The organism is Solimonas sp. K1W22B-7 (genome assembly GCF_003428335.1).
Classification (GTDB): Bacteria; Pseudomonadota; Gammaproteobacteria; order Nevskiales; family Nevskiaceae; genus Solimonas_A.
The window spans coordinates 55,145-80,934 of sequence record NZ_CP031704.1; the positions used below are offsets into that span (position 1 = coordinate 55,145).

The following is a 25,790-nucleotide window of genomic DNA, read 5'->3' on the forward strand; positions in this document are numbered from 1 at the left end:
TGGCGCCCGGGCTGCGGTTGCCCGCGTTCGCGCTGGCGATGGACATGCCGCTGTCCCGGCCGGGCGTTCCGGGCCTGAACCTGACGCTGGCCAGCCTGCCGCAGCAGCCGCCGATGGCGGTGGTGCTGATGCAGATGCTGGGACAGCCGCCGCCGGCCCACTGGCGCCTGCGCGAACTGGACCCTGCGGCCACCTACACGCCGACCCAGACCGACCCGGAAATGCCGCAGACCCTGTCGCTGGAGCTGCGGCTGGTGAGCGCAGACGGCCATGCCCTGTCGGCGCGGCTGGTGCTGTCGATCTTCGCCGCCGCCCGCGAGCAGGCTCCCGGCCTGGTCGAGGCGCTGCGCAAGCACGACATGTCGCAGATGCCGGGGCCGATCCTGGACCGCAGCGCGGCCGAACTGGTGGGTAGCCGCCACGGCTTCGAATGGCTGCCCGACAGCCGTGCGCAGTGGCAGGCACAGGCCCTGGCGATGCGCGGCTGGCTGCAGATCCGCCCGCGCGAACTGCCGCGCAAGCCCAGCGCCTACATGCCGCCGGCGCAGGACCGGCCGGGCGAATTCGACCCCGAGCCGCTGCCGGCGCCACCGCCGGCCAACGACGATGGCGCACCGACGTTGGGCGTGGGCCAGTGGCTGTGGCTCAGTGCGAAGAGCTTCGGCAGCTGGCTGAAAGCCTACTGGTAAGCCGCTTCCGCAGGGACAATGCGCATGGAAAGGCGCATAATCAGGGCGTACTCCATGGAGTGGGTTTCATGTCCTCCTACACCCGTCCCGACCCCCGTCGCCGCGTCAATCTCACGGTTCGCGAGAGCCTGCTGCGCGATGCCCGCGCGGCCAAACTGAACCTGTCGCGCTTCGTCGAGGAAAAGCTCGAACAGGCGCTGAAAGAAGAGCGGGGGCGCCGTTGGCAGGAAGAGAATGCCGAGGCGATCGAGCACCATCGCCGGCGCATCGAGCGCGACGGCATGTGGAACAAAGACCTCATTTCGTTCTAGCGGATCGCGAGCCTTGGCCCAGTTTCAGGCATACCGCAACTCGCGCGGCAGCCGGGAGGAAGTCCCCTTCCTGCTGGATGTCCAGTCCAACCTGATCCAGACCGGCTCGCGGCTGGTGGTTCCGCTGGTGCTGGCCACGCGCTATGGCTTGCTTTATACGCGCCTGAACCCGGGGTTCACTGTCGATGGCATCAAGGTCATCGCGGCGGTGTCAGACCTCGCTGCGATCGACGAGCGCGAACTGCGCATGGTGGTCGCGGACCTGTCGGCTCATCGCGATACCTTGATGCAGGCCATCGACTTTCTCATTACCGGATACTGAATACTTGAACCAGATTCCCCCCAACGAGCGCCTGATCATCGCGCTCGATGTTCCCGCCGCACCCGAAGCCCGTGCCCTGGTCGTCCGCCTGGGCGACGCCGGGCGCTTCTACAAGATCGGCATGGAACTGCTGATGGCGCCGGGCTTCTTCGAGCTGCTGGACTGGCTCAAGGCCGAGGACAAGAAGGTCTTCGTCGACCTCAAGTTCTTCGACATTCCCGAAACCGTGGCGCGCGCGGTGAAGAACCTCAGCGAGCGCGGCGCAGACTTCTGCACCATCCACGGCAACCAGTCGATCATGGAAGCGGCGGCCAGGGCCAAGTCCGGCAATACCAAGGTGCTGGCGGTGACCGCGCTGACCAGCCTCGACCAGGGCGACCTCGATGACCTGGGCTTCCAGGTGGACGTGGCCGAGCTGGTGCTATCGCGCGCACGCCGCGCGCTGCAGGCCGGCTGCGACGGCGTGGTGTCCTCGGGCCTGGAAGTGGAGCGCCTGCGCCGCGAGGCGCCGCGCGAGCTGATCTGCGTGACCCCTGGCATCCGCCCGGTGGAGAATCGCCTGGAAGCCGACCAGAAACGCATCATGACGCCGTCGGCCGCAATCCGCGCGGGCGCCGATTACCTCGTCGTGGGTCGTCCGATCCGCGATGCAGCCGACCCGCGCGCGATGGCGCAGGCGATCCAGAACGAAATTGCGGAGGCCGTCCGTGCAGCTTGAGAATGACCGATTCCTGCGTGCGCTGAAGCGCCAGCCCGTTGATCGCACGCCGGTCTGGATGATGCGCCAGGCCGGGCGCTACCTGCCGGAGTACCGCGAGTCGCGCAAGAAGGCCAAGGACTTCATGGCGCTGTGCCGCAATGCGGAACTGTGCTGCGAGGTGACGCTGCAGCCGCTGGCGCGCTACCCGCTGGACGCGGCGATCCTGTTCTCCGACATCCTCACCATTCCCGATGCGATGGGCCTGGGCCTGCGCTTCGTCGAGGGCGAGGGCCCGGTGTTCGACCGCCCGGTGCGCGACGCGCATGCGATCGAGTCCATCGGCGTGCCCGATCCCGAGGGCGAGCTGCGCTACGTGATGGACGCGGTGCGCACCATCCGCGGGGCGCTGGGCCGCAAGCTGCCGCTGATCGGCTTCGCCGGCAGCCCCTGGACCCTGGCCACCTACATGGTGGAAGGCGCCGGCGGTTCGGATTACGCGCGCATCAAGGCCATGGCCTTCGACGCGCCGGAAATGCTCGACAGCCTGCTGTCGAAACTTTCTGCCAGCGTCAGTCTCTACCTGGAAGCGCAGATCGCCGCCGGCGTCGATACCGTCATGGTGTTCGACACCTGGGGTGGCGTGCTGAGCCCGGCGCTGTACGAGCGTTTCTCGCTGCAGCCGATGCAGCGCATCGTGGCGCACCTGAAGGCGGTGGCGCCGCATATCCCGGTGATCCTGTTCACCAAGAACGGCGGACAGCACCTGGAGCGCATGGCGGCGACAGGTTGCGACGCATTGGGCGTGGACTGGACCACCGACCTGTCGGTGGCGCGTGCACGCGTCGGCAGCCAGGTGGCACTGCAGGGCAACCTCGATCCGATCAGTCTTTTTGCACGGCCGGAGCGGATCGAGGCCGAAGTTGCACGGGTCTTGCAGGACTTTGGTCACGGCCCGGGGCACGTGTTCAACCTCGGCCACGGGATCCTGCCGCAGACGCCACCGGAACATGCCGGGGTGATGATCGAAGCGGTGCGGCAGCTGAGCCCGGCTTACCACCGCTAGGGCCTGTTGACGCTACCGCAGTCGTAAGGCTTTTGTGGGAGCGGCTTTAGCCGCGATGGCGGACCATCGCGGCTAAAGCCGCTCCCACGGGGACAACAACGGCAGCGATCAGGGAAGGGATGACAGGCCCTAGTAAGGCCGCCCGTCCTTGTGTGCGAACTGCCAGCCGCCATCGGGGCCGATCACCGCGGCGAGGTCGTCGTCGGGATAGTTCACCGAGTCGCCGCGCGTGCGGTCGCCCACTTCGAGGTAGACCACCACCTCGTCGCCGCGGTTGACCAGATGGTGGGCATTGCCGTTGCCGGCGCGGAAACCCGCGCACATGCCCGGCGCCAGCGGCGTCTCGCCCTGGTCGGTGACCAGTACCGGGTGGCCTTCCAGCACGTAGATGAATTCGTCCTGGCGCGAGTGCGTGTGGCGCAGCGCCGAGATCGCACCGGGCTGCAGGCGCGTCAGGTTGACGCCGAAATTGCGCAGGGCGAAGACCTCGCCCAGGGCGCGCTTTTCCCGGCCCGAGACGCGCGAGGCGTAGGGCTCCGGGTAGTTGCTGGGCTTGGCCCGTGGTGCCACTTCCGTGGCGACGACGGCGGACGGGTCCTGCGGATGCTGCTCTGCGCTCATGGTGATTCCCCCTGGCGGCGATTTTAATCGCGTCAGGGTTCCTGTGGAGCCACCCATTCCAGGGGCGTACTAGCTGCGACGGCACTCCACGGTACGCGCCACGCGCGAGCGGAAGAACACCGCGATCAGCTCGAATACCCCCAGCGGCGCCAGGGCCACCAGCAGGGTGTCGGTCAGGTACTCGCCGCGCGGATCTCGCGCGCGCGTGACGCGGCGCAGCTGGTGGTGCGCCCGCAGGTGCAGCTTCGGGCAGTCGGTGACCAGGTCGTGCGCCTCGGTGTAGAGGCGGTAGGCCTGCTCGGCCTGGCCGGCAGCCAGGGCGTCGTCGCCCTGTTGCCAGAGCCTCGCGGCATCACTGCTGCGTGTTGCGATGTCCTGCATGTCGCCCTCCCCCATGAAAAAGCCCCGCCTGCCCGGAGTTCCGGCGCAGGCAGGGCTGATGACGGCTGCCGCCTTACTCCTGGGTCTTGTTGACCAGGTCGTAGGTGATGCTCGGATTGAAGCCAACGGGCCAGTAGATCGCGGCGAGCGGCGGCCAGAAGATCGAAACCACGCGGAAGTTCGCGCGCAGTTTGCCTTGATCGACGGTCTGTCCGTCCTTCTCGAGGCGATACGGGATGCCGCCGGTGGGGGGGATGCCCATTGCGGTCCAGAAGAACGGCGAGGTGGTGACCGTGCCCTCGCTGCTGACCTCGACCGGCTCCGGACGTTCGTAAACGTAGAGCTTGGAGCCTTCAGGGACGCGGAAATGGCCTGTCGTGCTGCAGCCGGAGAGTACGGCGACCAGCGCCGCCAGGGTTACCATTTTTTTCATTTTTGCTTCCTGGGTGAGACATCGAAATGAAGTGCGCAGGGCCGCTGCGGCCGATAGGTTATCTGCATCCGTGCCGACAATCCGAGAACCTGTCGACTTTTTCCGGCGCGTCTCCGCGCGGCATCAGCGGCCGCTCAGGCAGGCGTTGAGGTCGCCATTGAGCAGGTCGACCTTGGCGCGGTCCTCGATGCTGCTGCGCTGGTACTTGTCGCGGTCGGCACGGGTCGTGGCCAGTTCCTTGGCCAGGTTGCGTGCGTCGGCCGAGGAGTTGTCGCGGGCGATGCCGGCAGCGGCCAGATCCTGGCGCAGCCTGGCCAGCTCGGCGTCCTTGGCGGCGGTGGCCGGGGCTTCCTCGCTGACCTGGGCGTGGCGCTGCAGGCTGGTGATGCGTGCCTGCAGGGCGTCGCGCTGCTGGCGCAGCACTTCCACTTCCTTCTTCGCGGCATCGCGCTCGGCATTGGCGGCATCGGCGCCGGCCTGCGTGGTGTCGATCTGGTCGCGCATGCCGTTGGACAGTTCCACCGCGTCGGCCAGCTGCTGCTTGAGCTTGGCCGGGTCGTCCGTGGCCTCGAACACCGGGCCGCGCGGCGGTGCGTCCATCGGCTCCTCGGCGAAGGCCGGGCCAGCGGCGAGGACGAGGGCGGCAAGCAGCAGGCGGGACGGGGTCATGGGAAATCCTGGGACGAATGCGGGCCGCGGAAGCGTAGCGGATGGGCGCGGGGGGCGCGACTGGGGCTAGGGCCTGTCATCCCTTCCCTGGTCGCTGCGACGGAGGCCGCCTGGGTGCAGGGCTATGCCCCGAAGCGCGCCGTGTACTTAATGTACATCAGCGACTCGGGGCGCCGCCCTGCGCCCAGGCGGCCCCGCCCTTCGGGTGCCCCCGTATTTGCCGCCATGCTGTGTTGCTCGTCAGTTACTTGGAACCACCAAGCGCCTTCCTCGCGTCGTGCCTGGCGGCAAATACGGGGGCATCGCAGCGACCAGGGAAAGGATGACAGGCCCTAGCCGCGCGACTCGCGCTGCGCCAGCTGCACCCATTCCTTGTTCAGGCTGTTGTAGTGCTTGCCGGCGACGCGGCTCTCGTCGACCACGCGCTTGAACAGCGCGGCGGCGCGCGCCTGCTCGCCGCGGGCCTTGAGCATCAGCCCCAGGCGGCAGACCGGCTCCGGCCCCGGGTAGTAGGCGGACAGGGTCTCGTACTCGTGGATCGCTTCGTCGCGGCGCTGCAGCCCCTCCAGCGCCCGGGCGTAGAGCAGGTGGCCCTCGGCGGAACGGTGCGTGGGGTTCTTCTCCTTGAGCCGGTCCAGCGCGTCCAGGACCTGTTGCAACTCACCCAGGCCGAAGCAGGCGCGCGCCAGGCCCAGCAACAGCACCGGATCATCGGCATGGATGCCCTTGAGGCTGCGCTCGTAGAGTTCCTTGGCCTCGGCAAAGCGGCCCTTGGCCAGGCACTGGTCGGCCAGGACCATGGCGTTCTGCACCGTGTCGGCCACCGCCAGGTTCTGCGTTGCCGCCTGCAGGTGGCGGTGCGGATTGACCGTGTCGGCCATGCGCCGGCGCGCGCTGTGCGCCGCGCGGCTGTTCTGCAGCCCGGGCAGCAGTTCCACGATGAAGTAGGCCAGCCCGCCGATCATCGGCGCGAACAGCAGGATGAACACCCAGGTGGTGTTCCGCCCGGTCTTCAGCACGTGCACGATCAGCCCGAGCTGGATGAGATAGGTGAGGATGAGGATCGGCATGCAGGGCTCCGTCGCCAAGTCTGCTTATAGGCCGTGGCAGTTTCGCGACGCAAGCGGCCGCCGGCGTCAGCTGCGGCGCAGCTCTTCCACAACGCCGGCGGTCTGCGGGCGGACACCGCGCCACAGCTCGAAGCTCACCGCCGCCTGCTCCACCAGCATGCCGAGGCCGTCGGCGACCAGGGCCGCGCCCTGCGAACGGGCCCAGGCGGCGAAAGGCGCATGCGCCGGACCGTAGCTGAGGTCGTAGCAGGCGCCGCCCGGCGCCAGCAGCTGGCCCGGCAGGCGCGGCGCGGCACCCTGGTGACCCACCGACGTGGCGTTGATCACCAGGTCGTAGAGGTCGCCCTTCAGCGAGGCGTGCGTGCGCGGCACGATGCGGCCATGAGGCTTGAACTGCTCGGCGATCTCCTCCGGCTTCCAGGGGTTGCGGCCGGACAGCACCAGCTCAGCCGGCTTTTCGTCCAGCAGCGGCTTGAGGATGCCGCGTGCGGCGCCGCCGGTGCCCAGCAGCAGCACGCGGCGGCCGGCCACGGCGAGGCCCAGGTTGCGCAGGTCCGCGATGAAACCCTCGCCGTCGCTGTTGTCGCCGCGCCAGCCGCTGTCGGTGCGCAGCAGCGTATTGACCGCGCCGGCCAGCTGCGCCCGCTCGCTGACCTGTTCGCAGAGTTTGGCCACCACCAGCTTGTGCGGCAGCGTGGCGTTGCAGCCGCGATAGCCCTCGGCATGCATCTGCGCCAGGCGTTCGGCCAGCGCCGCGGGCGCGATCTCGATGGCCTCGTAGCCCAGTTCCTGCCCGGTCTGCCGGGCGAAGCGGGCGTGGATGAGCGGCGACTTGCTGTGGCTGACGGGGAAGCCGATGACGGCGTAACGGTCCATTGGGAAAAAAGCGGTACGGGCAGCGGCCAGGTGGCCGGGGGCGGCAGTTTGCCCGAACGGGCGGCACTACGGAACCATGAGGCGCGGTACGGTCGGCGGCCGCGCCGTAGGATAGGATCGCAACCAGGCGATTGGCACAACCCTCCATCAACAAGACCTTTCCGGCGGCTACCGCCACCGGTGACGCAAGCCGCATGAGCGATCCATCCCGAACCGCTGTCGAACCGAGCAGTCCCGGCCCAGGCAAGGCCGGTGTGCTGCCGGAAGGCACGCGCCTGATGGAATACGAGATCCGCCGCGTGCTGGGCAAGCCCGGTGGCTTCGGCGTGACCTACCTGGCGCTGGACACCAACCTCGACCACGAGGTGGCGATCAAGGAATACCTGCCGCTGGAGTTCGCGCTGCGCATGTTCGACGGCAGCATCGCGGTGCGCTCCGAGGAGGACGCCGCGGCCTTCGAATGGGGGCGCCGCTGCTTCCTCAACGAGGCGCGGCTGCTGGCGCGCTTCAACCACCCCAACGTGGTGCAGGTGCACCGGCTGTTCGAGGCCCACGGCACCGCCTACATCGTCATGGACTATGTCCGCGGCCGCTCCCTGGCCGAGGAGCTGCACGGCACGGCCATCGCCGGGCAGGCGCGCCTCGAGGCCCTGCTGCTGCCGCTGCTGGACGGCCTGGAAACCGTGCACGCCGCCGGCGTGCTGCACCGCGACCTCAAGCCCCAGAACATCGTGCTGCGCCAGGACGGCACGCCGGTGCTGATCGACTTCGGCGCCGCGCGCGGCGAGCTGGGCAGCCACAGCCGCTCGCTGCTCAATGTGCTGACCGCCGGCTACGCGCCCATCGAGCAATACTCGCAGCAGGGCAACCAGGGTCCCTGGAGCGACATCTACGCCATGGGCGCCGTGCTCCATCGCGCGCTCACCGGGCGCAAGCCGCCGGACGCGGTCGACCGCCTCGGCGAAGACCCGCTGCAGCCGCTGGAGAGCCAGGTCGGCGGCGACTTCGACGCCAACTTCCTGCGTGCGATCGACTGGTCGCTGCGCGTGCCGATCGCCGCGCGCCCGCAGAACATCGCCGACTGGCGCCGTGCGCTGACCGGCCAGACCCTGGTCGCGCCACCGCCTGCGGCCTCGCCCAACCAGGCTTCGTCGTCGCTGGACCTGGACGTGAGCCTGGACCCGACCTCGGCGCTGGAGGATCCGGACGCTGCCGAACGCACGCAGCCGCTGGCGCCGGAGAAGCCTGTGCGGGTGCCGGCGCAGGCGCTGCTGCCGCAGGAGCCGCGGAGCTGGCTGCCGCGCGCGGCGATCGCCGCCGGAGCGGTGATCGTGCTGCTGCTGGCGGGCTGGTACTTCGGATCGACCGCCACGCCGCCGTCACCGGAGCCCGCCGTGGAAGAGGCCGCCGCGACAGGCACGCAGCCGGAGCAGGCCTCCCCGCAGAGCGCTGAAACGGTACTGCTGCCGGAGCCGGAGCCTCCCCCTGTCGCCCTGCCGGACGAACCGGCCCCGGGTTTCGCCCCGGCCAGGGCCCGCGCCGCGCCGCCGACCCCGGTTACGGTCACGGCGAAGTCCAGAACGCCCGCGGCTGCGCCGCTCGCCAGCCACCCGCCGCCGTCCCCGGAACTCACCGACATGCTGCCGCCGCTGAACTACGTGCGGCAGCAGGCCGGCGTGTCGGCACTGAACTGGGCGCAGCCGAATGTGCGCCAGGCGCAGCAATGGGCGGGGCAACTGGCGGCCGAAGGCTGCAAGCCGCGGCCGAATCCCGACGCGGCGCACCGCGCGCAGTACCGCGACACCCTGTTCCATGCCTACGCCAGCGCGCCCTACGAGGGTTGGCGCCGCACGCCGGGCCAGGTGGTGGCGCGCTGGAACGAGGGCAGCCGCCACTACAGCCGCGACAAGGGGGCCTGCCTGCAGGCCGAGGGCGGCTGCAGCCAGTATGCGCAGCTGGTGGACCCGGAGATGCGCAAGGTCGGCTGCGCGCGGGCGCGCTGCGAAATCTCGGAAGTGTGGGTCTGCACCTACTCGGCGCCACCGGGCGGCTGAGGCCGCCCGGGAACTACTCCGCCAGCCAGATCGCCGCCTGCTTCGAGTAGTAGCTCAGGATCATGTCGGCACCGGCGCGGCGGAAGCACAGCAGGGCCTCCAGCATGCTCTTGCGCTCGTCGAGCCAGCCATTCTGCGCCGCGGCCTTGAGCATCGCGTACTCGCCGCTGACCTGGTAGGCCGCCACCGGCACCTTGAACTCGTCCTTCACGCGGCGAATGATGTCCAGGTAGGGCATGCCCGGCTTCACCATCACGATGTCGGCGCCTTCCTGCAGGTCCAGCGCCACTTCGCGCAGGGCCTCGTCGGTGTTGGCCGGGTCCATCTGGTAGGTTTCCTTGCCGCCCTTGCCGAGGTTGGCCTGCGAGCCCACGGCCTCGCGGAAGGGGCCGTAGAAGGCGCTGGCGTACTTGGCGGCGTAGGCCATGATCAGGGTGTTGTGGCGGTGATCGCGCTCCAGCACGTCGCGGATGTGGCGCACGCGGCCGTCCATCATGTCCGAGGGCGCCACCACGTCGGCGCCGGAGCGCGAGTACAGCAGGGCCTGGCGCCGCAGCACCTCGCAGGTGGCCTCGTTGTCGACATAGCCCTGGGCATTGAGCAGGCCGTCGTGGCCATGGCTGGTGTAGGGGTCCAGGGCGACGTCGGCGATCACGCCGATCTCCGGCACCGCGTCCTTCACCGCCTTGATCGAACGCACCATCAGGCTGTCGGCGTTCAGCGCCTCGGCGCCGTCGTCGCTTTTCCTGTCCTGCGGCGTCACCGGAAACAGCGCCACCGCCGGCACGCCCAGCTTGATCAGTTCGCGGCACTCGGCCACCAGCTGTTCCAGCGTCAGGCGCGTGACGCCGGGCATGGAGCCGACCGGGCCGGCCAGGTCGCCTTCGGCCACGAACAGCGGCTGGATCAGGTTGGCCGGGGTCAGCGCGGTCTCGCGCACCATGGAGCGGATGAACGGCGCCTGGCGCGTGCGGCGCAGGCGGGTGCCGGGGTATTGGCCTGGGGTCACGGGACTGTCCGGTGGAGCGGGAGCAAGGGAGACGTCGCAGCGATTATACCGGCCCCCCGGGAGCCCACGGTGATTCGGCTATCATCCAAAAGAACGCCCGACGCGTAACGTCCTCCCGAATGAGCCGAGCCGAACCCGCCGACACCCTGGAGCAGCTGCTGCGCGCGACCGCGGCCGGCGACGCCCAGTCGTTCCGGCGGCTCTACGACGCCACCTCCTCGCATCTGTTCGGCCTGCTGATGCGTATGTTGAAGCGACGGGACTGGGCGGAGGAAGCCTTGCAGGACTGCTACCTCAAGATCTGGCAGAAGGCCGACACCTATGCCCCTGAAAAGGGCCAGCCGCTGACCTGGCTGATGACGGTGGCGCGGTATCGCGCCCTGGACCTGCTGCGGATCAAGCGGCCGGAGGTGGAAATGCCGGACGAGGACGAAGCGCCGCCGATGACCTTCGCCGACGGCTCCAGCGACGACCCGCAGCTGCGGGCAGTGGAAAGCGAGGGCCTCAAACGCCTGCAGGGCTGCATGGGTGGCCTGGCGGAGGAGCAGCGGCGCAGCGTGCTGCTGGCCTACTACGAGGGGTATACCCACCAGGAGCTGGCGCAGGCGCTGAATGCGCCGCTGGGAACGGTGAAGAGCTGGGTGCGGCGCGGCTTGCAGCGCCTGCGGGAATGCCTGGACGGTTAGGGCCTGTTAACGCTATGAACATCGCTGCGATGCCCCCGTATTTGCCGCCAGGCACGACGCGAGGAGGGAGTTTGGTGGTTCCAAGTAACCGACGAGCAACACAGCATGGCGGCAAAGACGGGGGCACCCGAAGGGCGGGACCGTTTTGGCGCATGGCGGCGTCCCGAGCCGCTTATGTACGTCTAGTACACCGCGCGTCCCGGGACATAGCCCTGCGCCAAAACGGTCTCCGTCGCAGCGATGTTCATAGCGTTAACAGGCCCTAATGGAGTGAAATACCAGAACGCCAAGCTGCGCCAGATGCTCGCCGCTGGGTACGTGCTCGGTACGATGCGCGGCCCTGCGCGCCGGCGCTTCGAGCGCCTGCTCAAGCAGGACCCGCTGATGCTGCGCGAGCTGCGTTACTGGGAACGGCGCCTGGGCGGCTTGCAGCACGGCTTTGCGAAGGTCAAGCCGCGCGAGGTGGTCTGGGCCGGCATCGAGCAGCAGATCAATGCGGTCAGGCGCGTGGCGCTGCCGCCGGCGCGCTCCATCGCCGGCGATCGCGGCCCGCTGAATTTCTGGCGCGGCTGGGCGGCGGTGGCCTCGCTCGCCACCGTGGGCCTGGGCTACGGCCTGTGGCTGCAGCTGCGGCAGGAGCCGCAGGTGATCGAGACCGTGCGCACCGTGCAGGTGCCGCAGCCGCAGCCCTGGGTGGCGATGCTGCAGTCCAACACGCCGGCGCAGTGGATCGTGGTGATGAAGCCCTACAGCCGCTCGCTCAAGGTCAGCGTTTCCGGCGCCTACCCGATCGACTTCCGCAGCCAGGACCTGCAGCTCTGGGTGCTGGACGACGCCGGCCAGCCGCATCCGATGGGGTTGTTGCCGCAGGGCGACAGTGCCGAGCTGCCGATGCCGGAGCTGCCGATGCCGCACAAGCCGGTGATGGCGGTCAGCGTCGAGCCCAAGGGCGGCTCGCCCACCGGCCTGCCTACTGGCCCGGTGGTCAGTTCGGCGCCGCTGCTGCAGTTGTAGAACCACGGCTGTAACAAATATCCAGTTTCCTGCGGCTGTGCGGCTCCGCTACTCTTGAGGGCCGCGGAGGGAGTCAGGGACTGATATGCGCATCGGCATCGCCATCGACGTCAGCACCGACGTGTCGCACGAGTTCATCGTCGACAACCACATTCATGTGCTGCCCAGTACGATTCACATGGGCGACAGCAGCGTGGTCTACGGCCGCGAGCCGGAGCGCAGCCGCGCCTTCTACGAGGAGCACCTGGATGAGCGCGCGCTGGACGCCGAGACCTCGGCCTTTACCGTGCGTGAGATCGAGGAGCTGTTCCTGCGCCGCCTGGTGCTGGACTACGACTACGTTTTTCTGGTCACCCTGACCGCCTCGCGCAGCCAGACCTACGACAACGCCCACAAGGCAGCCTTCGCGATCCTGCAGAGCTACGCGCCGATCCGCCGCGAGCACCGCGTCGAAGGGCCCTTCGGCATTCGCGTGGTGGACTCGCAGAGTTTGTTCACCGGCCCTGGCGTGCTGGCCTGGGAGGCGGCGCGGCTGGTGCGGCAGGGGCACACACCGCAGGACATCCGCATGCAGCTGGACGACCTGACGCCCTACGTCCACGCCTACATGGTGCCGCAGGACCTTTACTACATGCGCACGCGCGCGGCACGGCGCGGCGACCAGTCGGTGGGCCTGCTGTCCTACGTGCTGGGCCAGACCCTGGACATCAAGCCGATCATCCAGGCGGTGCGTGGACAAACCCAGGCGGTGGCCAAGGTGCGGCACTTCGACTCGGCGGTGGAGCGCCTGTTCCACCACGCCGTCGGCCGCATCGAGGCCGGCCTGCTGGTGCCGCTGATCAATGTTTCCTATGGCGGCAACCTGTCGGTGGTCTACGACATGCCGGGCTTCGTCGCCCTGCAGCGCGCCACGCAGCAGCATGGGGTGGAGCTGATGCTGTCGGTGATGGCGCCGGCCACGGCGGTGAACGTCGGCGTCGGCGCGCTGGCGCTGGCCTACTGTGGCGATGCCGGCGAGCTGACCGAGCTGTAGGCAAGACACCCGTCGCAGCGACTGCCGTAGGGTGAACAGGCCCTAGCTGCCGAGCTTCTTGTCGAACCACCCCAGCAACTCCGCCGTCACCTGATCCCGGCAGATATCGTTGAGCAGTTCATGCCGCCCGCCCATCCAGATGCGCACGGCGACATCGCTGAGGCCGGCCTTGCGGTAGTGCGCTTCCAGCGCGCGCGGACCCTTCTCGCCCTGGCAGGCGGGGTCGTCGCTGCCGGCGATGATCATCACCGGCAGGTCCTTGGGGATGCGCGCCAGGCGTTTCTGGTCGCCGAGCCGGCCGCCCATCTCCATCAGCGAGATCCACAGCGAGTTGCTGCAGCGGAAGCCGCAGCGCGCATCGCGGATGTACAGGTCCACCTCGGCCGGGTCGCGCGACAGCCATTCGAAGTCGGTGCGCGCCGGCTTGAAGCGGCGGTTGAAGTCCTTGAAGGTGAGTTGCTCGGCCAGCGCACTGCGATGGCGGCCGCCGAACCACAGCGCCTCGACGCGCAACAGGTTGAGGCCGATCGTCCGCAGCGGGCCGAGGTCGCCGCTGGTGGCGGAGAACAGCGCGCCGGCCAGGCCCTGGCCGTGCTCCACGACATAGTCCTGCAACAGGAAGGAGCCCATGCTGTGGCCGAGCATGAAATGCGGCAGGTGCTGCAGTTCCTGTTCGGCCAGTGCCCGCACGCTGTTGATCGCCGACAGCGTCTTGCCCCAGCCGCCGCGATCGGCGAAATGCCCCAGCTCGTCGGCCGCGCGCACGCTGCGGCCATGGCCGGGCAGGTCCTGCGCATAGACCGCGTAGCCCGCCGACGCCAGCGCCTGCGCCAGGCGGTCGTAGCGCGCGCCGTGCTCGGCCATGCCGTGCACCACCTGGACCACGCCGCGGGCACGAGCCGGCAGCCAGCGATGGACGCAGGCATGACTACCGTCGGCTAGGCGGTGCTGGAAGGTTTCGCGTTTCATCCAAGGGTTCCCCGAGTGGGGATGCTCACACATCGCCGTGCGCCCGACAAACGCCGAATCGGGGCTCGCTTGCCATGGCGTCAACAGGCCCTAAGCTGGGCTCATGATCGTCGGCCTGATTTCGGACACCCATGGCCTGCTGCGCCCGCAGGCGCTGGCAGCCCTGCGGGGCAGTGACCTGATCCTGCACGCCGGCGACATCGGCGACGCCGCGATCCTGGAGCAGCTGGCGGCGATCGCCCCCATCCATGCGGTACGCGGCAACAACGACACCGAAGGCCCCGAGGCTGCGCTGCCCGAGACCCTGCTGGTCGAGGCCGGCGGCCGGCGGCTGTATTTGCTGCATGATCTCAAGGAGTTGCGGGTGAACCCCGCCGCCGAAAGGATGGCCGCGGTGATCAGCGGGCATTCGCACCGGCCGAAGATCGAGACGCGGCAGGGGGTGCTGTACGTGAATCCCGGCAGCGCCGGGCCGCGGCGCTTCAGCCTGCCGATTGCGCTGGCGCGGATGACGCTGGGGCCGAGTGGAGTGGAGGCGGAGATCGTGACGCTGGCTTGAGCGCTTTCGTTGGTCAGTAGGATGTGCTGAGCGTAGCGAAGCGCATCATTCGCGTGGGCATGTGATGCGCTTCGCTACGCTCAGCACATCCTACGGAAAGATGCCTACGGCTCGGGAGAATCCGCCGCCGCAAACTTCTCCCCCGCCCGCGGCTGCGGCTCGCGCACGAAACCCAGCAGCTTCGGTGCCTTCACCCGGTCCAGGCGCTGCAGCGGCAGGTTGGCCTCGGCCAGGTGCAGGCTCAGCGCCGTGGTCTGGCCGGACGGCAGGGCCAGGGCCGCGGCCAGCTGCTCCTCGTCCACCGGGCCGGCGGCGGAGCCCAGCCGCGCCAGCGCCCAATCCAGCTCGTTGTCCGACAGCGCCGCCGGGCCGTACTCGGTCAGCAGCAGGATCGAGCCTTCCTCGTCGATGAAGGCCTTGGACGGCTGGCGCACGCGCTGTCCGGTGTGCAGCTGCAGCCCGGCGTCCTCGCAGCTCCACAGCACGTAGGGGGCAGTATCGAGGCGGATGTAGCCACGTTGCGGGCCGTTCTGGAAATACCAGCGGCCGTACTCGTCGGCGCCGTAGTTGCGGCTGATGGTGTCGAGGATCTGCGGACGCGAGATCGGTTCGCCGCGGATCAGCCAGCGGCCGCGGCGGTCCAGGCTCAGCCAGCCGAACAGCGCAGGCACGTCCGGCCAGCGCGCCAGGGCCCGCAGCACCCAGTCTTCCATCGGCGCATTCTCGGCCATCGGGGGGATCGTGGTCATGGGGGCAGGGTAGCGCCTCCGCCGGAACCTTTCGACCGTATACAGGCCATATCAGTGCACCCCTCGGAGGTCCCCGATGAACCTGCCGCGCTCCCTGCTGTTCGCCGCCACCCTGGCCCTGGCCGCCTGTGCCACGGTGACCCCCTACCAGCCCCAGGCCGACGGGCTGGGCTATGCCGAGCAGAAGCTGGAGTCCAACCGCTACCGCATCCGCTTCAACGGCAGCAGCAAGACCCTGCGCGGCACGGTGGAGAACTACCTGATGTACCGCGCCGCCGAGCTGACGCTGCAGAACGGCTATGGCCACTTCCTCGTCGCCGGCCGTGACATCGAGGCGCAGCCGCAGCGCAGCGGCAGCAGTGGCGGCGTCAGCTTCGGCTTCGGTTCCGGCGGCTCTTCGGGTATCGGCATCGGCCTGGGCACGGTGCTGGGCGGCGACTCGCCTTATCTGGCGCAGATGGACGTGCTGATGTACGCCGGCCCCAAGCCGGCGAGCAAGCCGGCGGCCTTCGATGCGCGCGAGGTGTTGTCCAATCTGGAGCCGATGATCCGGCGCCCCGCACAGGCCAAATAGGCGATCATTGCGGACTGTCCTTTCCCAGGGTGTTCCGCATGGCCCTTACCGGCCCCCAGCTGCAGGCTTTCCGTGAACTGGCCGCCGTCACCGGCGGCATCGACACCGCCGTCTACGAGCAGTACGGCAAGGACCCGCTGGACCCGATCATCGGCCTGGGCCTGCCCGATGCCCGCGTCGGTTTCTTCGGCCGCGATCCCGGCCGCGACGAGATCCTGCACGGCGAGCCCTTCATCGGCGCCGGTGGCCAGCATGTGCGACGCGCGCTGTACCGACAGCTGCACGGCCAGCCGCTGCCGGACTTCGAGGCCTCGCGCGCGGTGGGGCGCGATTTCTACTGGGCCAATACCGTTCCCTACAAGCCGGTGGGCAATAAAGCCTGGTCGACCAAGGTCAAGCAGCGCTTCCATCCGCTGATGCGCGAGCTGCTGGTCGGCGACTGGCATGGCGACCGCATCATCACCCTGGGCCGAGAAGCCTTCCTGTGGTTCGGCATCGGCCAGGGCAAGGCGGTGCGCGAACAGATCGACGCCTTCTGGAACAGCGAGGCGCGCTTCGAGGAGTCCATCGCGGTGACGCTGGCGACCGACGACGGCCGCAGCCGCGACTTCTACATCTACCCGCTGCCGCATCCCTCGCCGCTCAATGCCACCTGGTACGCGCGCTTCCCGGCCCTGCTGGAGGCGCGCCTGAAACAGCTGGACGTGCGCCCCGGCAACCTGGCGATGCCCTGAGCCGGGAATTCCTGCAGCCAGCCCAGGTCCGAACCCCATGAAACCCGCACTTTCAGTCCTGGACCTCGCTCCCGTGCCCGAAGGCGGCACTGCCGCCGAGGCCTTGCGCCGCACTGTAGAACTGGCGCGGCTGGCCGACCTGCTGGGCTACACGCGCTACTGGTTCGCCGAGCACCACGGCATGCCCAGCGTCGCCAGCTCCTCGCCGGAAATCCTGATCGGCCATGTGGCCGCGGCGACGCAGCGCATCCGCGTCGGTTCCGGCGGCATCATGCTGCCCAACCATCCGCCGCTGCGCGTGGCGGAGAATTTCCGCACCCTGGCGGCGCTGTTCCCCGGCCGCATCGACCTGGGCCTGGGCCGCGCCCCGGGCTCGGACTATGCCGCCACCCGCGCGCTGCGCGCGGTGGACGGCGTGCGCTTTCCGGCGCTGCTGTCGGAACTGCTGGCCTTCTGCGGGCAGGCCGATTTCGGCGACAGCCATCCTTCGCGCAGCGTGATCGCGGTGCCGGCCGAGGTGCCGCTGCCGCCGGTATGGATCCTCGGGTCCAGCGGCGCCAGCGCCCAGCTCGCCGGCATGGCCGGCATGGGCTACGCCTTCGCCAGCCACTTCAGCCCGGCGCCGGCCGGCCCGGCCTTCGAGCGCTACCGCGAGAGTTTCGAACCCACGGCGGCATTCCCGCGCCCGCACGCGATCCTGGGCGTGGCCGCGGTTTGCGCACCCACCGACGCCGAGGCCGACCTGCTGGCCTCGACCATGGACCTGGCCTGGCTGCGCATCCGCCGCGGTGAGTTCCTGCCCCTGCCCAGTCCGCAGGAGGCACGGGCGTACCCCTATTCGGAAGAAGAGCGCGCGGCCGTGCGCGAATACCGCGAGCGCACCGTGGTCGGCAATCCGCAGGCGGTCTGGGCGCGCATCCGCGAAATGGCGAAAGACGCCGGGGCGGACGAGGTGATGGTGGTCAGCAACCTGCACGGCCATGCCGAGCGGCTGCGCAGCTATGAGTTGCTGGCCGAAGCGTACGCGGCCTGAAGCTTTTTTGGTGGGAGCGGCTTCAGCCGCGAAAGACGGTCGGCATGGCGACCAAGCCATCGCGGCTAAAGCCGCTCCCACGAAGAGAAAATCGCTTAGACGCCCGCCTCCGCATCCGCCACCACCGGCCGGCTCTCGCGCGTGGCGCGCATCGCCCGGCCCGGCTCGCTGGCGTCGATGATCTCGATGTAGTCCTCGTGCACCGCCGCGATGGTGGCGGCGAACGGCATGCCCAGGAACCGCGGCACGCGGTAGCTGACGGTGTCGCCTACCTTGAAGCTGGCGGGGTCGAAATTGAACTCGAAAGGGCAGGCTTCCTGCGTCATGGCATCTCTCTCCTGGTCGCCCGCAACCGGCGGCCTGTCCGGATTATCCCGCCCCCGCGGGCCGTCGTCCTCACCCATCCGGGGATCGGTCACCGGCCGGGGGCGGGCCGGGGTTCATATTAGAATGGCCGCTTCCGAGGCTGCGGGTTTCCCGAAAAGTGCTGTTTGACCTGTTGGTGGTGGTTGCGCTGGTACTGCTCAACGGCGTCCTCGCAATGTCCGAGCTGGCGGTCGTCTCGTCCCGCAAGGGGCGCCTGCAGGCGATGCAGCAGCAGGGCATCGGCGGCGCGCGCACGGCGCTGGAACTGCACAACAAGCCGGGCCGCTTCCTCAGTACCGTGCAGATCGGCATCACCGCGGTCGGCGTCTTCGCCGGCGCCTACAGCGGCGCAGTGCTGGCCGAGCCGCTGGCGGCCTGGTTCGTCACCCAGGGCATCGCCCCCGACTTTGCCGGCGACCTGGCGCTGGGCCTGGTGGTCGCTTCGATCACCTACCTGTCGCTGATCGTCGGCGAGCTGGTGCCCAAGCAGCTGGCGCTGCGCAATCCCGAGCGCGTCGCCGTGCTGGTGGCGCCGCCGATGCTGATGCTGTCGCGCCTGGCCGCGCCGCTGGTCTGGCTGCTGGAGAAGTCCAGCGCGACGATCCTGGCGCTGCTGCCCAGGCGCCGCGAGGGCGAGGTGCGCGTCACCGACGAGGAGATCCACGCCCTGGTGGAGGAGGCCGCCTCCAGCGGTGTCGTGCGCCTCGAGGAACAGAACATGATCGCCGGCGTGATGCGCCTGGGCGATCGCAGCGTGCGCGCCCTGATGACGCCGCGCCAGCAGCTCGACTGGCTGGACCTGGACGAGCCGCTGGAGGCGCAGCACGCGACGCTGCGCGCCAGCAGCCACACCAAGCTGCTCGCCGGCCGCGGCGACGTCGACCACTTCGTCGGCCTGGTGTCGGCCAAGCACCTGATTGATGCCATGCTCGATGGCGCCGACGGCATCGACCCCGCGCGCCACGTGCAGGAGGCGCTGGTGGTACCCGACAGCCTCGACGCGGTGGACGCCATGCGCGAGCTGCGCGACACGCCGCTGCACGCGGCCATCGTGGTCGACGAGTTCGGCAGCCTGCAGGGCCTGATCACCGTCACCGACGTGCTGTCGGCCATCGCCGGCGAATTCCACCGCGGCGACGAGCCGCGCCCCGGCGTGCGCAAGCAGGACGACGGCAGCTGGCTGGTGGACGGCAAGCTGTCGGTGGACGAGATGGCCTCGATCCTGGGCCTGCGCCTGCCGGAGGAACGCGACTACGAAACCGCTGCCGGCCTGGTGCTGAACGAGCTCGGGCATATCCCGCGTCGCGGCGAAATCCTGCGCCTGGGCGACTGGCGCGTCGAGGTGGTGGCCCTGGACGGCCGCCGTATCGACAAGCTGCGCGTCTGCCTGGAGCCGGACGAGGAAGAGTCGGAGTCCTAGAGGCTCGATCCCGGCGGCGCCAGCGGCTCGTCGCCTTCGGCCGGCGGCCGCGACAGGTCGGTCTCGATGAAGCGCCGCGCCATCTCCGCCGCATCCACGGCCGGCGGATCGAAGAACGACATGCGGTACTTCAGCAACCGGCTGCCGGTGGCCGTGAGATAGGTCTGCGAGCTCATCTCGCGCCCGTAGACGCGGAAATGGTAGGACACCGTGCGGAACGGCAGGCCGGCGACCACCACGTCCCGTACCGGCCCGATCTGCAGCCCGCTGTAGCGGCCCTGTGCCGCCATGTACTTCACTTCCTCGATGGTCGACTGGAAGTGCGGGTTGAAGGCCGGATCGCCCAGGCCGTCCTGCCAGGCGCGGCGCAGGTCGTAGCGGTAGACGTCGATGGTGCCCGCCGGCCCCTGGTACTTGCGGCTGGCGCCCAGGCCCGGGGCTTCCTGCTCGTAGGAATGGGCGCCGATCTGCACCCAGTCCGGCGCGGCACCCGGCGCCGGCGGCGGGGGCCGCAGCGGCGTGGCCTGGCAGCCGGCCAGCAGGGCGGTGAGCAGTAGCAGTGCGGCGCGAAGCTGGGGCATGGCGGGCTCGGCAGGCAGGAATCCTGCATCCGATACTGACATCCCCCGCGCAAATCTCAAGCGCTCACCCCGCGCAGCGTGCTCAGTGCAGCGCCGGCTTCGGCACCTCGTCGGTCCAGACCTTGAAGCTCTTCAGCTCGTGCAGGCCGTAGGTGGTGGTGAGCGCCACGTCGGCGGCGTCGCGGCCGCGGGCGATCAGCACGCGGCCGATGCGCGGCTGGTTGTTGCGCGGGTCGAAGGTGTACCACTGGCCGCCGAGGAATACCTCCATCGAGCCGGCGAAATCCATCGGTGCATCCACCGCCGGCACGCCGATGTCGCCGAGGTAGCTGGTGCAGTAGCGCGCCGGGATGTTGAGGCAGCGGCAGAAGGCGATGGCCAGATGAGCGTAGTCGCGGCACACGCCCTGGCGCTCGTTGTAGGCCTGCCAGGCGGTCTTGGTCGGGCGCGCGTACTGGTAGCCGAAGGTGATGTGGTTGTGCACGAAGTCGCAGATCGCCTGCACGCGCGGCCAGCCCGGTGCGGTCTTGCCGAACAGCGCCCAGGCGGTTTCAGAGAGCAGATCGGTTTCGCAGTAGCGGCTGCCCAGCAGGTAGACCAGGGTCTCTTCCGGCAGCTGTTCCACCGGGTGCTGCTGCGCGCCCGGTACCACCGGCTCCTGCACGCCGCGATCGTTGATCAGCGCGTCCGTGTACAGATGGAACAGGCCGGCGGGCGCCACCAGGCGGCTGCACCAGTTGCCGAAGCCGTCGCGGTACATCGTCACCGGCACCGGCGGGTCGGTGCGCAGGTGATCGGGGTAGACCAGGTCGGACGCACGCGTGTAGTGCACGTGCAGCGTCAGGATCATCGGGGTGGGCTGGGGACACTGGTAGACCAGGTCGTAGCCGAGCTTGATCTGCATGGGGCGGGTTCCGGCAAGGGGGAAGGCGGATCCGCGAGGGTTTCGTCGAGGCGGACTACGAGTACAGCAGCGGCCTCTCCAGCATACGCAGGCAGCGTGCCAGGCGCTGGGCCCATTCGAGCTGGCCGGCCGCGTCCGCGATCAGGTCCTGGCGGATTTCCAGCTCCACGTGGGGCAGGCCGCGGCGTTCGCCATGCTCCGGAATGCCGTAGTCGCTGTCGTCGCTGACCGTGTAGGGCTGGTTGTCGCCCACGCACAGCCCTGCATCCTGCATGAGGAGGTCGCGCAGGGCGTGCGCCATGCGTGCATCGCGGTGGTACAGCACCCCCACGTGCCAGGGACGCGCCTCCCCCAGGTAGACCGGCGTGAAGCTGTGCATCGCCAGCAGCAGCGTCGGCTGCCCGAGCCGGCCGCGCGCGTCGAGCTGCTCGCGGATGCGGGCGTGGTAGGGCTCGAAGATCTGCCGTCGCCGCAGCGAGGCGTCGGTAGCAGACACCGAGCGGTTGCCTGGGATCGTCGTCGCCTCGCTGCGTGCCGGCATGGAGTCCAGGCTCTGCGGCGGGCGGTTGCAGTCGATCACCAGGCGCGAATACGGCTGCAGCACCAGCGTCGCGTCGAGCAGGGCCGACAGCTGCAGCGCGACCGCCGCCGCACCGATGTCCCAGCCGATATGGCGCTGCAGCTCGCTGTCGTCCAGCCCCAGCTGCCGCAGGCGCCGCGGCACCCGCATGCCGGCGTGGTCGCAGGTCAGGAAGTACGGCGAAGTGGCGGCGGGCGAGGGCCGTTCGATCTGCCAGGGCAGCGGCTCGTCGTTGGCCAGCAGCGACATGTCGCGGGAAATGGATGACATGGCGCCATTGGGGGAGGATTGCGGGGGGCCATGCTACACGGCCTGCCGGATCAGTACTCCCACCAGCGCGAGAAGAATCCCGCGGGCGGTTGTGCCGGCGGGCACCCGCGCTGCGGACGGGCTGCGGCAATTGCGGGAGCTCCGGGCCAAGCCGAGAGCACCTTGCGCACGAAGTCCCGCACCGCGACGGGCAGCGATGCGGCAGCGCGTTCGAAGCCCTGCAGGACCTTGTCGCGGTCGAATCCGCCTGCGGGCAGCAGGATCGGAGCCATCGAGTGACTCGCATGAACGTTGTCGCCGGACTCGACCCGGTCATGGCGGAAGCCGCGATCCACTTCCCAGGTGATGGCGCGTTCGCGCCGGCCTACGTCGTAGCAGAGCTGCAGGCCGAAGGGCTGGCCCCGTTCATCCAGCCAGAAGATCAGGTCCATCGTCGTGCTGGAGAACCAGCGGCGCGCGGCTTCGCCAGGCACCTGCCGGACCCTCGGCACTTCCCTCAGCAGTTCGGATGCGGACATGGGCATACGCTAAGGCAAGCGGCTGGAGCCGGGCCTTGACGCAGTTCACGCCCGCGGCGCGAGCTTGCTACGCTTCCGCCCCATGAATCCTGCCGGAGTTCCCCCATGACCGCCCTACTCGCCATCGACCAGGGCACGACCAGCACGCGCGCGATCGTGTTCGACCGCGAGGGCCGCAAGCTGGGGGTGTCGCAGGTGGAGCTGCCGCAGTCCTACCCGCAGCCGGGCTGGGTGGAGCATGACGCGCAGCGCATCTGGCAGGACACGCTGGCCTGCGTGCGTGGCGCACTGGGGAACGCGAAGCTCGCGGCCAGGGACATCGCCGCCATCGGCATCACCAACCAGCGCGAGACCACGGTGATCTGGGAGCGCGCCAGCGGCAAGCCGATCCATCCGGCCATCGTCTGGCAGGACCGCCGCACCAGCGACTTCTGCAAGCAGCACGCCGAGCGCTCCAACTGGCTGGCCGACAAGACCGGCCTGCTGCTGGATCCGTATTTCTCCGCCACCAAGATCGCCTGGATTCTCGACCAGGTGCCGGGCGCGCGGGCGCGTGCCGAGGCCGGCGAGCTGGCCTTCGGCACCATCGACAGCTGGCTGCTGTGGAACCTGAGCGGTGGCCAGCTGCACGCCACCGACGCCACCAATGCCTCGCGCACCGCGTTGTTCAACATCCGCACGCAGGACTGGGACGAGGAGCTGCTGGCCTTCTTCAAGGTGCCGCGCCCGCTGCTGCCGGAAGTGCGCGACAGCGCCGCCGACTACGGCAGCACCGTGCCGGAGCTGTTTGGCGGCGCGATCCGCATCGGCGGCATCGCCGGCGACCAGCAGGCCGCCACCGTCGGCCAGGCCTGCTTCTCGCCCGGCATGATCAAGTCCACCTACGGCACCGGCTGTTTCATGGTGCTCAACACCGGCGGTGAGTTCGTGCGCTCGCGCAACCGCCTGCTGTCCACCGTCGCCTACCGCCTCGACGGCAAGACCACCTACGCGCTGGAAGGCGCGATCTTCGTCGCCGGCGCGGCGGTGCAGTGGCTGCGCGACGCCATGCAGCTGATCCGCGGTGCGGCCGAGACCGAGGCGCTGGCCAAGTCGATTCCCGATACGCAGGGCGTGTACCTGGTGCCCGCGTTCACCGGCCTGGGCGCGCCCTACTGGGATCCGCAGGCGCGCGGCGCCGTGCTGGGCCTGACGCGCGACTCCGGCATCGCCCACATCGTGCGCGCCGCGCTGGAGTCGGTCTGCTACCAGACGCGCGACCTGATGCAGGCGATGGCGCAGGACTCCATCGTGCCCACCGAGCTGCGCGTCGACGGCGGCATGGTGGTCAACGACTGGCTGACGCAGTTCCTCAGCGACATGCTGAAGATACCGGTGATCCGACCGCAGACGGTGGAGACCACCGCGTTGGGCGCCGCTTTCCTGGCCGGCCTGCAGGTGGGGGTGTACCAATCGCTGGACGAGATTTCCGCGCTCTGGGGCGTGGAGCGCCGCTTCACGCCGGGCGCGGATGCGCAGAACGCCGACCGGCTCTACGCCGGCTGGCTGGAGGCGGTGCAGCGGGTGAAGAGCAGCTAGGGCCTGTCACCACGGGTAACGCCTGGGCCGCCCGGCCCGGCTTGGCCCGGCCTGGGACCCTGCCGGAAGGTGGCAGGCGCGGGCCAAGCCGATGATTCGACGCCCATCACGAATGATGTTACGTTCATTCTGCGCAGGGGGACTGCGACATCAGGGGGACGTCATGCAAATCCGTGCACTGGGTCGAACGCTGCTCGCCGCCGTCATCTTCTCCACGGTCACCGTATCCGCCCTGGCGGCGGATGCGGTCTGCCCCACCACCCCGCCTCAGGTGGGCTACCAGCCGACCGGGGTCGACTACGCCATGTATTCCCTGGCCATACCCAAGGATCACGAAGCCTGCAGCATGTCCGTCACGGGGCGTGGCGACGGCAGGCGCCTGGTCGTGACGCCGAACGTCTCCAACGCCGCCATGAGCTGCCCCGACATGTTTGCCTGGAAGCTCTTCGTGGAAGTGATTCTCGACGGCTGGTGGACCCGCTGGGGCGACGAGTCGCAGAACTGGCCGGACAAGCCCTATCCGCTCTGTGGATCGAACCAGCAGCCGGGGGTCGCGGTGAGGTGCTGCAAGCCGGGGAGCAAGAGCAACGATCCGGAGCATTGCCCGACGTTTCCCGGTGCAAGCCGCGCGGCGAGCCGTAGTACCCGTGTGCAGGCCTTGTCCGGGCCGGCGAGCGAAAGGGTGCGTCGCCTGCGTCCGTCGTTCATGCCGGAGCTGCACGGCGCGACGCGCGGGTTGATGCTGGCCGCGCCAGGCCGCGGCGCGGAGCCGGCGGTCGATCCCGAGAGCCCCGGGCGGGTCATCCGGCAGGACAACAACGAGCTGACGGTGCGCAATCAGGTGTTCCAGGACTTCCTGTTCCGCAACAACCTGTACAACGCCGATGGCGTCAAGACGGTGTTCGACCGGGCCGCTGCGAACATTCCGGCCAACGCGCCCTATTACAAGGCCAGCCAGGCGAGCTTCGGGGATGGGCAGGCCAGCAACATCAGCCGGATCGATTTCCCGCCGTCGGCGATCATGATCAAGAGCAACTGGGTCTTGCCCGCGGTCGCGCAGCGGCTGGGCATCAAGGAAGATCCGCGCTATCCGTTCGTCAAGAAGCTCATGGACAACGGCAGCAAGCAGGACATCTACTGGCTGGTTGCCTTCCATGTTTCGTCCAAGGACGTTCCAAACTGGATCTGGGCCACGTTCGAGCATGCCTCGATGCTGGGCCGCTGCGACATGACCGGTTGCAACGATTCCTACGGCTACGACTCCGCCGACAAGAACCGGCCCGCGGGTACCGCGTCCAACTACGTCGCACCCCACACGCGCTGCGACAACCTGGTGCAGGACTCGACGGTGTTCGCACGCAATCTTCCCTATGAGCCGGAAGCGATTCGCGCCGGACTGAAGGCGGTGTTCGACGCCAGCGGAGTGGGCACCCGGCCGGCTGCCGATTCCAGTGAACCGTCGGTGAGTGACCTGGCCTGGCGCAGCTACCGCCTGAAAGGCGCCCAGGTCGATTTCACCGATGCGACGGGACGTCCCACGATCCTGGGCAACTCCATCACCGAGGCCGGCTTCGTCAACGGCTCCAGCTGCATCACCTGCCATGCCCGCGCCGGCAGCGACGAGCTGGGGCCGTTCCATCCGATGAAGGACCGGGGGGTGTTCCCGCTGGGGGTCTTCATCAACGAGATGAGCGACTACGGCTATGGCCTCAGCGCGCGCGGGACGCCAAACCCCGCCTGGTACACCGAGAGCAATTCGCCGCCACGGCTGCGCGTGCTGCAGACCGACTTCATCTGGGGCTTCCTCAATGCCAGGCCGCTGGGGCAAGCCCAGTGAGCCGGTTGGTTCATGCGGCGCCGTGCCGCAATGGGCCAATGATGAGCCAGGGCGTTTTTGATTTTAATGCTTACAGGGCAATCGTTTCGGCATCAGCGTCATACCGGCGAAAGCCGGTATCCAGTCGTATGGTGGCTACTTCTGTTCGGGACTGGATGCCGGCTTCCGCCGGCATGACGGGTTTCAT

At 68.9% G+C, this 25,790-nt stretch carries 30 protein-coding genes; 16 read left to right on the forward strand and 14 right to left on the reverse strand.

Annotation, left to right across the window (positions count from 1 at the left end; all coding sequences use genetic code 11):
- Nucleotides 1–44: 44 nt before the first annotated feature.
- The 5 genes from D0B54_RS00240 to hemE all read left to right on the forward strand — a co-directional run bounded on the left by D0B54_RS00240 (nucleotide 45) and on the right by hemE (nucleotide 3,085).
- Entirely contained in the window at nucleotides 45–689 is a 645-nt protein-coding gene (locus tag D0B54_RS00240) for a hypothetical protein (protein ID WP_162932090.1), read from the forward strand.
- A 68-nt stretch (nucleotides 690–757) separates the two neighbouring features.
- The gene (locus D0B54_RS00245; RefSeq protein WP_117294924.1) at nucleotides 758–1,000 is read left to right on the forward strand and encodes a type II toxin-antitoxin system CcdA family antitoxin; all 243 of its coding nucleotides are present in this window, start codon (nucleotides 758–760) and stop codon (nucleotides 998–1,000) included.
- A 13-nt stretch (nucleotides 1,001–1,013) separates the two neighbouring features.
- Nucleotides 1,014–1,322, forward strand: coding sequence for a CcdB family protein (locus D0B54_RS00250; RefSeq protein ID WP_162932091.1), 309 nt, complete (start codon nucleotides 1,014–1,016; stop codon nucleotides 1,320–1,322).
- 4 nt (nucleotides 1,323–1,326) lie between these two features.
- Complete coding sequence (pyrF, locus tag D0B54_RS00255) at nucleotides 1,327–2,040, forward strand: orotidine-5'-phosphate decarboxylase (RefSeq protein WP_117288208.1); 714 nt, start codon at nucleotides 1,327–1,329, stop codon at nucleotides 2,038–2,040.
- Complete coding sequence (hemE, locus tag D0B54_RS00260) at nucleotides 2,030–3,085, forward strand: uroporphyrinogen decarboxylase (protein WP_240433510.1); 1,056 nt, start codon at nucleotides 2,030–2,032, stop codon at nucleotides 3,083–3,085. Before pyrF ends, hemE begins: the two co-directional genes overlap by 11 nt.
- A gap of 129 nt (nucleotides 3,086–3,214) precedes the next feature.
- Here the strand turns inward: hemE and D0B54_RS00265 are convergent, their stop codons facing one another.
- The 6 genes from D0B54_RS00265 to aroE all read right to left on the reverse strand — a co-directional run bounded on the left by D0B54_RS00265 (nucleotide 3,215) and on the right by aroE (nucleotide 7,135).
- On the reverse strand, nucleotides 3,215–3,706 hold the full coding sequence (locus D0B54_RS00265; RefSeq protein ID WP_117288210.1) for a cupin domain-containing protein: 492 nt from the start codon (nucleotides 3,704–3,706) through the stop codon (nucleotides 3,215–3,217).
- Nucleotides 3,707–3,775: 69 nt separating this feature from the next.
- Nucleotides 3,776–4,087 carry a hypothetical protein gene (locus D0B54_RS00270; protein WP_162932092.1) on the reverse strand — a complete coding sequence of 104 codons (312 nt, stop codon included), beginning with the start codon at nucleotides 4,085–4,087 and terminating at the stop codon, nucleotides 3,776–3,778.
- A gap of 73 nt (nucleotides 4,088–4,160) precedes the next feature.
- Nucleotides 4,161–4,520 (reverse strand): membrane lipoprotein lipid attachment site-containing protein, encoded by a 360-nt coding sequence (locus D0B54_RS00275; protein WP_117288212.1) that lies wholly within the window; start codon nucleotides 4,518–4,520, stop codon nucleotides 4,161–4,163.
- Between the two features lie 123 nt (nucleotides 4,521–4,643).
- Complete coding sequence (locus D0B54_RS00280; RefSeq protein WP_117288213.1) at nucleotides 4,644–5,189, reverse strand: hypothetical protein; 546 nt, start codon at nucleotides 5,187–5,189, stop codon at nucleotides 4,644–4,646.
- A 332-nt stretch (nucleotides 5,190–5,521) separates the two neighbouring features.
- Entirely contained in the window at nucleotides 5,522–6,259 is a 738-nt protein-coding gene (locus tag D0B54_RS00285; protein ID WP_117288214.1) for a tetratricopeptide repeat protein, read from the reverse strand.
- A 66-nt stretch (nucleotides 6,260–6,325) separates the two neighbouring features.
- Nucleotides 6,326–7,135, reverse strand: a complete 810-nt coding sequence (gene aroE / locus D0B54_RS00290; RefSeq protein ID WP_117288215.1) for a shikimate dehydrogenase — start codon at nucleotides 7,133–7,135, stop codon at nucleotides 6,326–6,328.
- Between the two features lie 194 nt (nucleotides 7,136–7,329).
- Between aroE and D0B54_RS00295 the strand changes: the two genes are divergently transcribed.
- Nucleotides 7,330–9,189 carry a protein kinase domain-containing protein gene (locus tag D0B54_RS00295; RefSeq protein ID WP_162932093.1) on the forward strand — a complete coding sequence of 620 codons (1,860 nt, stop codon included), beginning with the start codon at nucleotides 7,330–7,332 and terminating at the stop codon, nucleotides 9,187–9,189.
- 13 nt (nucleotides 9,190–9,202) lie between these two features.
- Here the strand turns inward: D0B54_RS00295 and hemB are convergent, their stop codons facing one another.
- Complete coding sequence (hemB, locus tag D0B54_RS00300; RefSeq protein ID WP_117288217.1) at nucleotides 9,203–10,198, reverse strand: porphobilinogen synthase; 996 nt, start codon at nucleotides 10,196–10,198, stop codon at nucleotides 9,203–9,205.
- Nucleotides 10,199–10,317: 119 nt separating this feature from the next.
- On the opposite strand from hemB, the gene D0B54_RS00305 reads away from it, so the two are divergent.
- From D0B54_RS00305 to D0B54_RS00315, 3 genes are all read left to right on the forward strand, one after another.
- Complete coding sequence (locus D0B54_RS00305; RefSeq protein ID WP_117288218.1) at nucleotides 10,318–10,884, forward strand: sigma-70 family RNA polymerase sigma factor; 567 nt, start codon at nucleotides 10,318–10,320, stop codon at nucleotides 10,882–10,884.
- 270 nt (nucleotides 10,885–11,154) lie between these two features.
- Nucleotides 11,155–11,898 carry an anti-sigma factor gene (locus D0B54_RS00310; RefSeq protein ID WP_162932094.1) on the forward strand — a complete coding sequence of 248 codons (744 nt, stop codon included), beginning with the start codon at nucleotides 11,155–11,157 and terminating at the stop codon, nucleotides 11,896–11,898.
- An 85-nt stretch (nucleotides 11,899–11,983) separates the two neighbouring features.
- Nucleotides 11,984–12,931: a DegV family protein gene (locus D0B54_RS00315; protein WP_117288220.1), complete on the forward strand. Its 948-nt coding sequence runs from the start codon at nucleotides 11,984–11,986 to the stop codon at nucleotides 12,929–12,931.
- A 42-nt stretch (nucleotides 12,932–12,973) separates the two neighbouring features.
- On the opposite strand, the gene D0B54_RS00320 is transcribed toward D0B54_RS00315, so the two are convergent.
- Nucleotides 12,974–13,900, reverse strand: coding sequence for an alpha/beta fold hydrolase (locus D0B54_RS00320; RefSeq protein WP_162932095.1), 927 nt, complete (start codon nucleotides 13,898–13,900; stop codon nucleotides 12,974–12,976).
- Between the two features lie 103 nt (nucleotides 13,901–14,003).
- On the opposite strand from D0B54_RS00320, the gene D0B54_RS00325 reads away from it, so the two are divergent.
- Nucleotides 14,004–14,459: a metallophosphoesterase family protein gene (locus D0B54_RS00325; protein ID WP_117288222.1), complete on the forward strand. Its 456-nt coding sequence runs from the start codon at nucleotides 14,004–14,006 to the stop codon at nucleotides 14,457–14,459.
- Between the two features lie 104 nt (nucleotides 14,460–14,563).
- On the opposite strand, the gene D0B54_RS00330 is transcribed toward D0B54_RS00325, so the two are convergent.
- Nucleotides 14,564–15,208, reverse strand: a complete 645-nt coding sequence (locus D0B54_RS00330) for a DUF2946 family protein (RefSeq protein WP_240433511.1) — start codon at nucleotides 15,206–15,208, stop codon at nucleotides 14,564–14,566.
- 76 nt (nucleotides 15,209–15,284) lie between these two features.
- On the opposite strand from D0B54_RS00330, the gene D0B54_RS00335 reads away from it, so the two are divergent.
- The 3 genes from D0B54_RS00335 to D0B54_RS00345 are packed head-to-tail and all read left to right on the forward strand — an operon-like array spanning nucleotide 15,285 to nucleotide 17,549.
- Complete coding sequence (locus tag D0B54_RS00335; protein WP_117288223.1) at nucleotides 15,285–15,782, forward strand: CC0125/CC1285 family lipoprotein; 498 nt, start codon at nucleotides 15,285–15,287, stop codon at nucleotides 15,780–15,782.
- Between the two features lie 38 nt (nucleotides 15,783–15,820).
- Nucleotides 15,821–16,516: a uracil-DNA glycosylase family protein gene (locus D0B54_RS00340; protein ID WP_117288224.1), complete on the forward strand. Its 696-nt coding sequence runs from the start codon at nucleotides 15,821–15,823 to the stop codon at nucleotides 16,514–16,516.
- A 37-nt stretch (nucleotides 16,517–16,553) separates the two neighbouring features.
- Entirely contained in the window at nucleotides 16,554–17,549 is a 996-nt protein-coding gene (locus tag D0B54_RS00345) for an LLM class flavin-dependent oxidoreductase (protein WP_117288225.1), read from the forward strand.
- A gap of 95 nt (nucleotides 17,550–17,644) precedes the next feature.
- On the opposite strand, the gene D0B54_RS00350 is transcribed toward D0B54_RS00345, so the two are convergent.
- Complete coding sequence (locus D0B54_RS00350; RefSeq protein WP_117288226.1) at nucleotides 17,645–17,875, reverse strand: hypothetical protein; 231 nt, start codon at nucleotides 17,873–17,875, stop codon at nucleotides 17,645–17,647.
- Nucleotides 17,876–18,033: 158 nt separating this feature from the next.
- Here D0B54_RS00350 and D0B54_RS00355 point away from each other — a divergent pair, with 158 nt between their 5' ends.
- Complete coding sequence (locus D0B54_RS00355; RefSeq protein WP_117288227.1) at nucleotides 18,034–19,335, forward strand: hemolysin family protein; 1,302 nt, start codon at nucleotides 18,034–18,036, stop codon at nucleotides 19,333–19,335.
- Here D0B54_RS00355 and D0B54_RS00360 read toward each other — a convergent pair.
- From D0B54_RS00360 to D0B54_RS00375, 4 genes are all read right to left on the reverse strand, one after another.
- Complete coding sequence (locus tag D0B54_RS00360) at nucleotides 19,332–19,916, reverse strand: hypothetical protein (RefSeq protein ID WP_117288228.1); 585 nt, start codon at nucleotides 19,914–19,916, stop codon at nucleotides 19,332–19,334. The two genes, D0B54_RS00355 and D0B54_RS00360, sit on opposite strands and share 4 nt — an antisense overlap.
- A gap of 82 nt (nucleotides 19,917–19,998) precedes the next feature.
- Entirely contained in the window at nucleotides 19,999–20,820 is an 822-nt protein-coding gene (locus D0B54_RS00365) for a transglutaminase-like domain-containing protein (RefSeq protein WP_117288229.1), read from the reverse strand.
- Nucleotides 20,821–20,875: 55 nt separating this feature from the next.
- Complete coding sequence (locus D0B54_RS00370; RefSeq protein WP_117288230.1) at nucleotides 20,876–21,670, reverse strand: N-formylglutamate amidohydrolase; 795 nt, start codon at nucleotides 21,668–21,670, stop codon at nucleotides 20,876–20,878.
- Nucleotides 21,671–21,720: 50 nt separating this feature from the next.
- Nucleotides 21,721–22,188, reverse strand: a complete 468-nt coding sequence (locus tag D0B54_RS00375; RefSeq protein WP_162932096.1) for a hypothetical protein — start codon at nucleotides 22,186–22,188, stop codon at nucleotides 21,721–21,723.
- Nucleotides 22,189–22,293: 105 nt separating this feature from the next.
- On the opposite strand from D0B54_RS00375, the gene glpK reads away from it, so the two are divergent.
- Complete coding sequence (gene glpK / locus D0B54_RS00380) at nucleotides 22,294–23,766, forward strand: glycerol kinase GlpK (RefSeq protein ID WP_117288232.1); 1,473 nt, start codon at nucleotides 22,294–22,296, stop codon at nucleotides 23,764–23,766.
- Between the two features lie 163 nt (nucleotides 23,767–23,929).
- Nucleotides 23,930–25,603: a hypothetical protein gene (locus tag D0B54_RS00385; protein WP_117288233.1), complete on the forward strand. Its 1,674-nt coding sequence runs from the start codon at nucleotides 23,930–23,932 to the stop codon at nucleotides 25,601–25,603.
- Nucleotides 25,604–25,790 lie beyond the last annotated feature (187 nt).

Coding starts and splice junctions, on each gene's coding strand:
- D0B54_RS00320 (WP_162932095.1), bottom strand. CDS start 13,900: ATGAAACGCGAAACCTTCCAGCACCGCCTAGCCGACGGTAGTCATGCC.
- D0B54_RS00305 (WP_117288218.1), top strand. CDS start 10,318: ATGAGCCGAGCCGAACCCGCCGACACCCTGGAGCAGCTGCTGCGCGCG.
- D0B54_RS00340 (WP_117288224.1), top strand. CDS start 15,821: ATGGCCCTTACCGGCCCCCAGCTGCAGGCTTTCCGTGAACTGGCCGCC.
- D0B54_RS00350 (WP_117288226.1), bottom strand. CDS start 17,875: ATGACGCAGGAAGCCTGCCCTTTCGAGTTCAATTTCGACCCCGCCAGC.
- D0B54_RS00280 (WP_117288213.1), bottom strand. CDS start 5,189: ATGACCCCGTCCCGCCTGCTGCTTGCCGCCCTCGTCCTCGCCGCTGGC.
- D0B54_RS00385 (WP_117288233.1), top strand. CDS start 23,930: ATGCAAATCCGTGCACTGGGTCGAACGCTGCTCGCCGCCGTCATCTTC.
- D0B54_RS00335 (WP_117288223.1), top strand. CDS start 15,285: ATGAACCTGCCGCGCTCCCTGCTGTTCGCCGCCACCCTGGCCCTGGCC.
- D0B54_RS00240 (WP_162932090.1), top strand. CDS start 45: ATGCCGCTGTCCCGGCCGGGCGTTCCGGGCCTGAACCTGACGCTGGCC.
- D0B54_RS00370 (WP_117288230.1), bottom strand. CDS start 21,670: ATGTCATCCATTTCCCGCGACATGTCGCTGCTGGCCAACGACGAGCCG.
- D0B54_RS00365 (WP_117288229.1), bottom strand. CDS start 20,820: ATGCAGATCAAGCTCGGCTACGACCTGGTCTACCAGTGTCCCCAGCCC.
- D0B54_RS00360 (WP_117288228.1), bottom strand. CDS start 19,916: ATGCCCCAGCTTCGCGCCGCACTGCTACTGCTCACCGCCCTGCTGGCC.
- D0B54_RS00270 (WP_162932092.1), bottom strand. CDS start 4,087: ATGCAGGACATCGCAACACGCAGCAGTGATGCCGCGAGGCTCTGGCAA.
- D0B54_RS00315 (WP_117288220.1), top strand. CDS start 11,984: ATGCGCATCGGCATCGCCATCGACGTCAGCACCGACGTGTCGCACGAG.
- aroE (WP_117288215.1), bottom strand. CDS start 7,135: ATGGACCGTTACGCCGTCATCGGCTTCCCCGTCAGCCACAGCAAGTCG.
- D0B54_RS00265 (WP_117288210.1), bottom strand. CDS start 3,706: ATGAGCGCAGAGCAGCATCCGCAGGACCCGTCCGCCGTCGTCGCCACG.
- glpK (WP_117288232.1), top strand. CDS start 22,294: ATGACCGCCCTACTCGCCATCGACCAGGGCACGACCAGCACGCGCGCG.
- D0B54_RS00330 (WP_240433511.1), bottom strand. CDS start 15,208: ATGACCACGATCCCCCCGATGGCCGAGAATGCGCCGATGGAAGACTGG.
- D0B54_RS00375 (WP_162932096.1), bottom strand. CDS start 22,188: ATGTCCGCATCCGAACTGCTGAGGGAAGTGCCGAGGGTCCGGCAGGTG.
- D0B54_RS00275 (WP_117288212.1), bottom strand. CDS start 4,520: ATGAAAAAAATGGTAACCCTGGCGGCGCTGGTCGCCGTACTCTCCGGC.
- D0B54_RS00295 (WP_162932093.1), top strand. CDS start 7,330: ATGAGCGATCCATCCCGAACCGCTGTCGAACCGAGCAGTCCCGGCCCA.
- D0B54_RS00325 (WP_117288222.1), top strand. CDS start 14,004: ATGATCGTCGGCCTGATTTCGGACACCCATGGCCTGCTGCGCCCGCAG.
- D0B54_RS00345 (WP_117288225.1), top strand. CDS start 16,554: ATGAAACCCGCACTTTCAGTCCTGGACCTCGCTCCCGTGCCCGAAGGC.
- D0B54_RS00245 (WP_117294924.1), top strand. CDS start 758: ATGTCCTCCTACACCCGTCCCGACCCCCGTCGCCGCGTCAATCTCACG.
- D0B54_RS00285 (WP_117288214.1), bottom strand. CDS start 6,259: ATGCCGATCCTCATCCTCACCTATCTCATCCAGCTCGGGCTGATCGTG.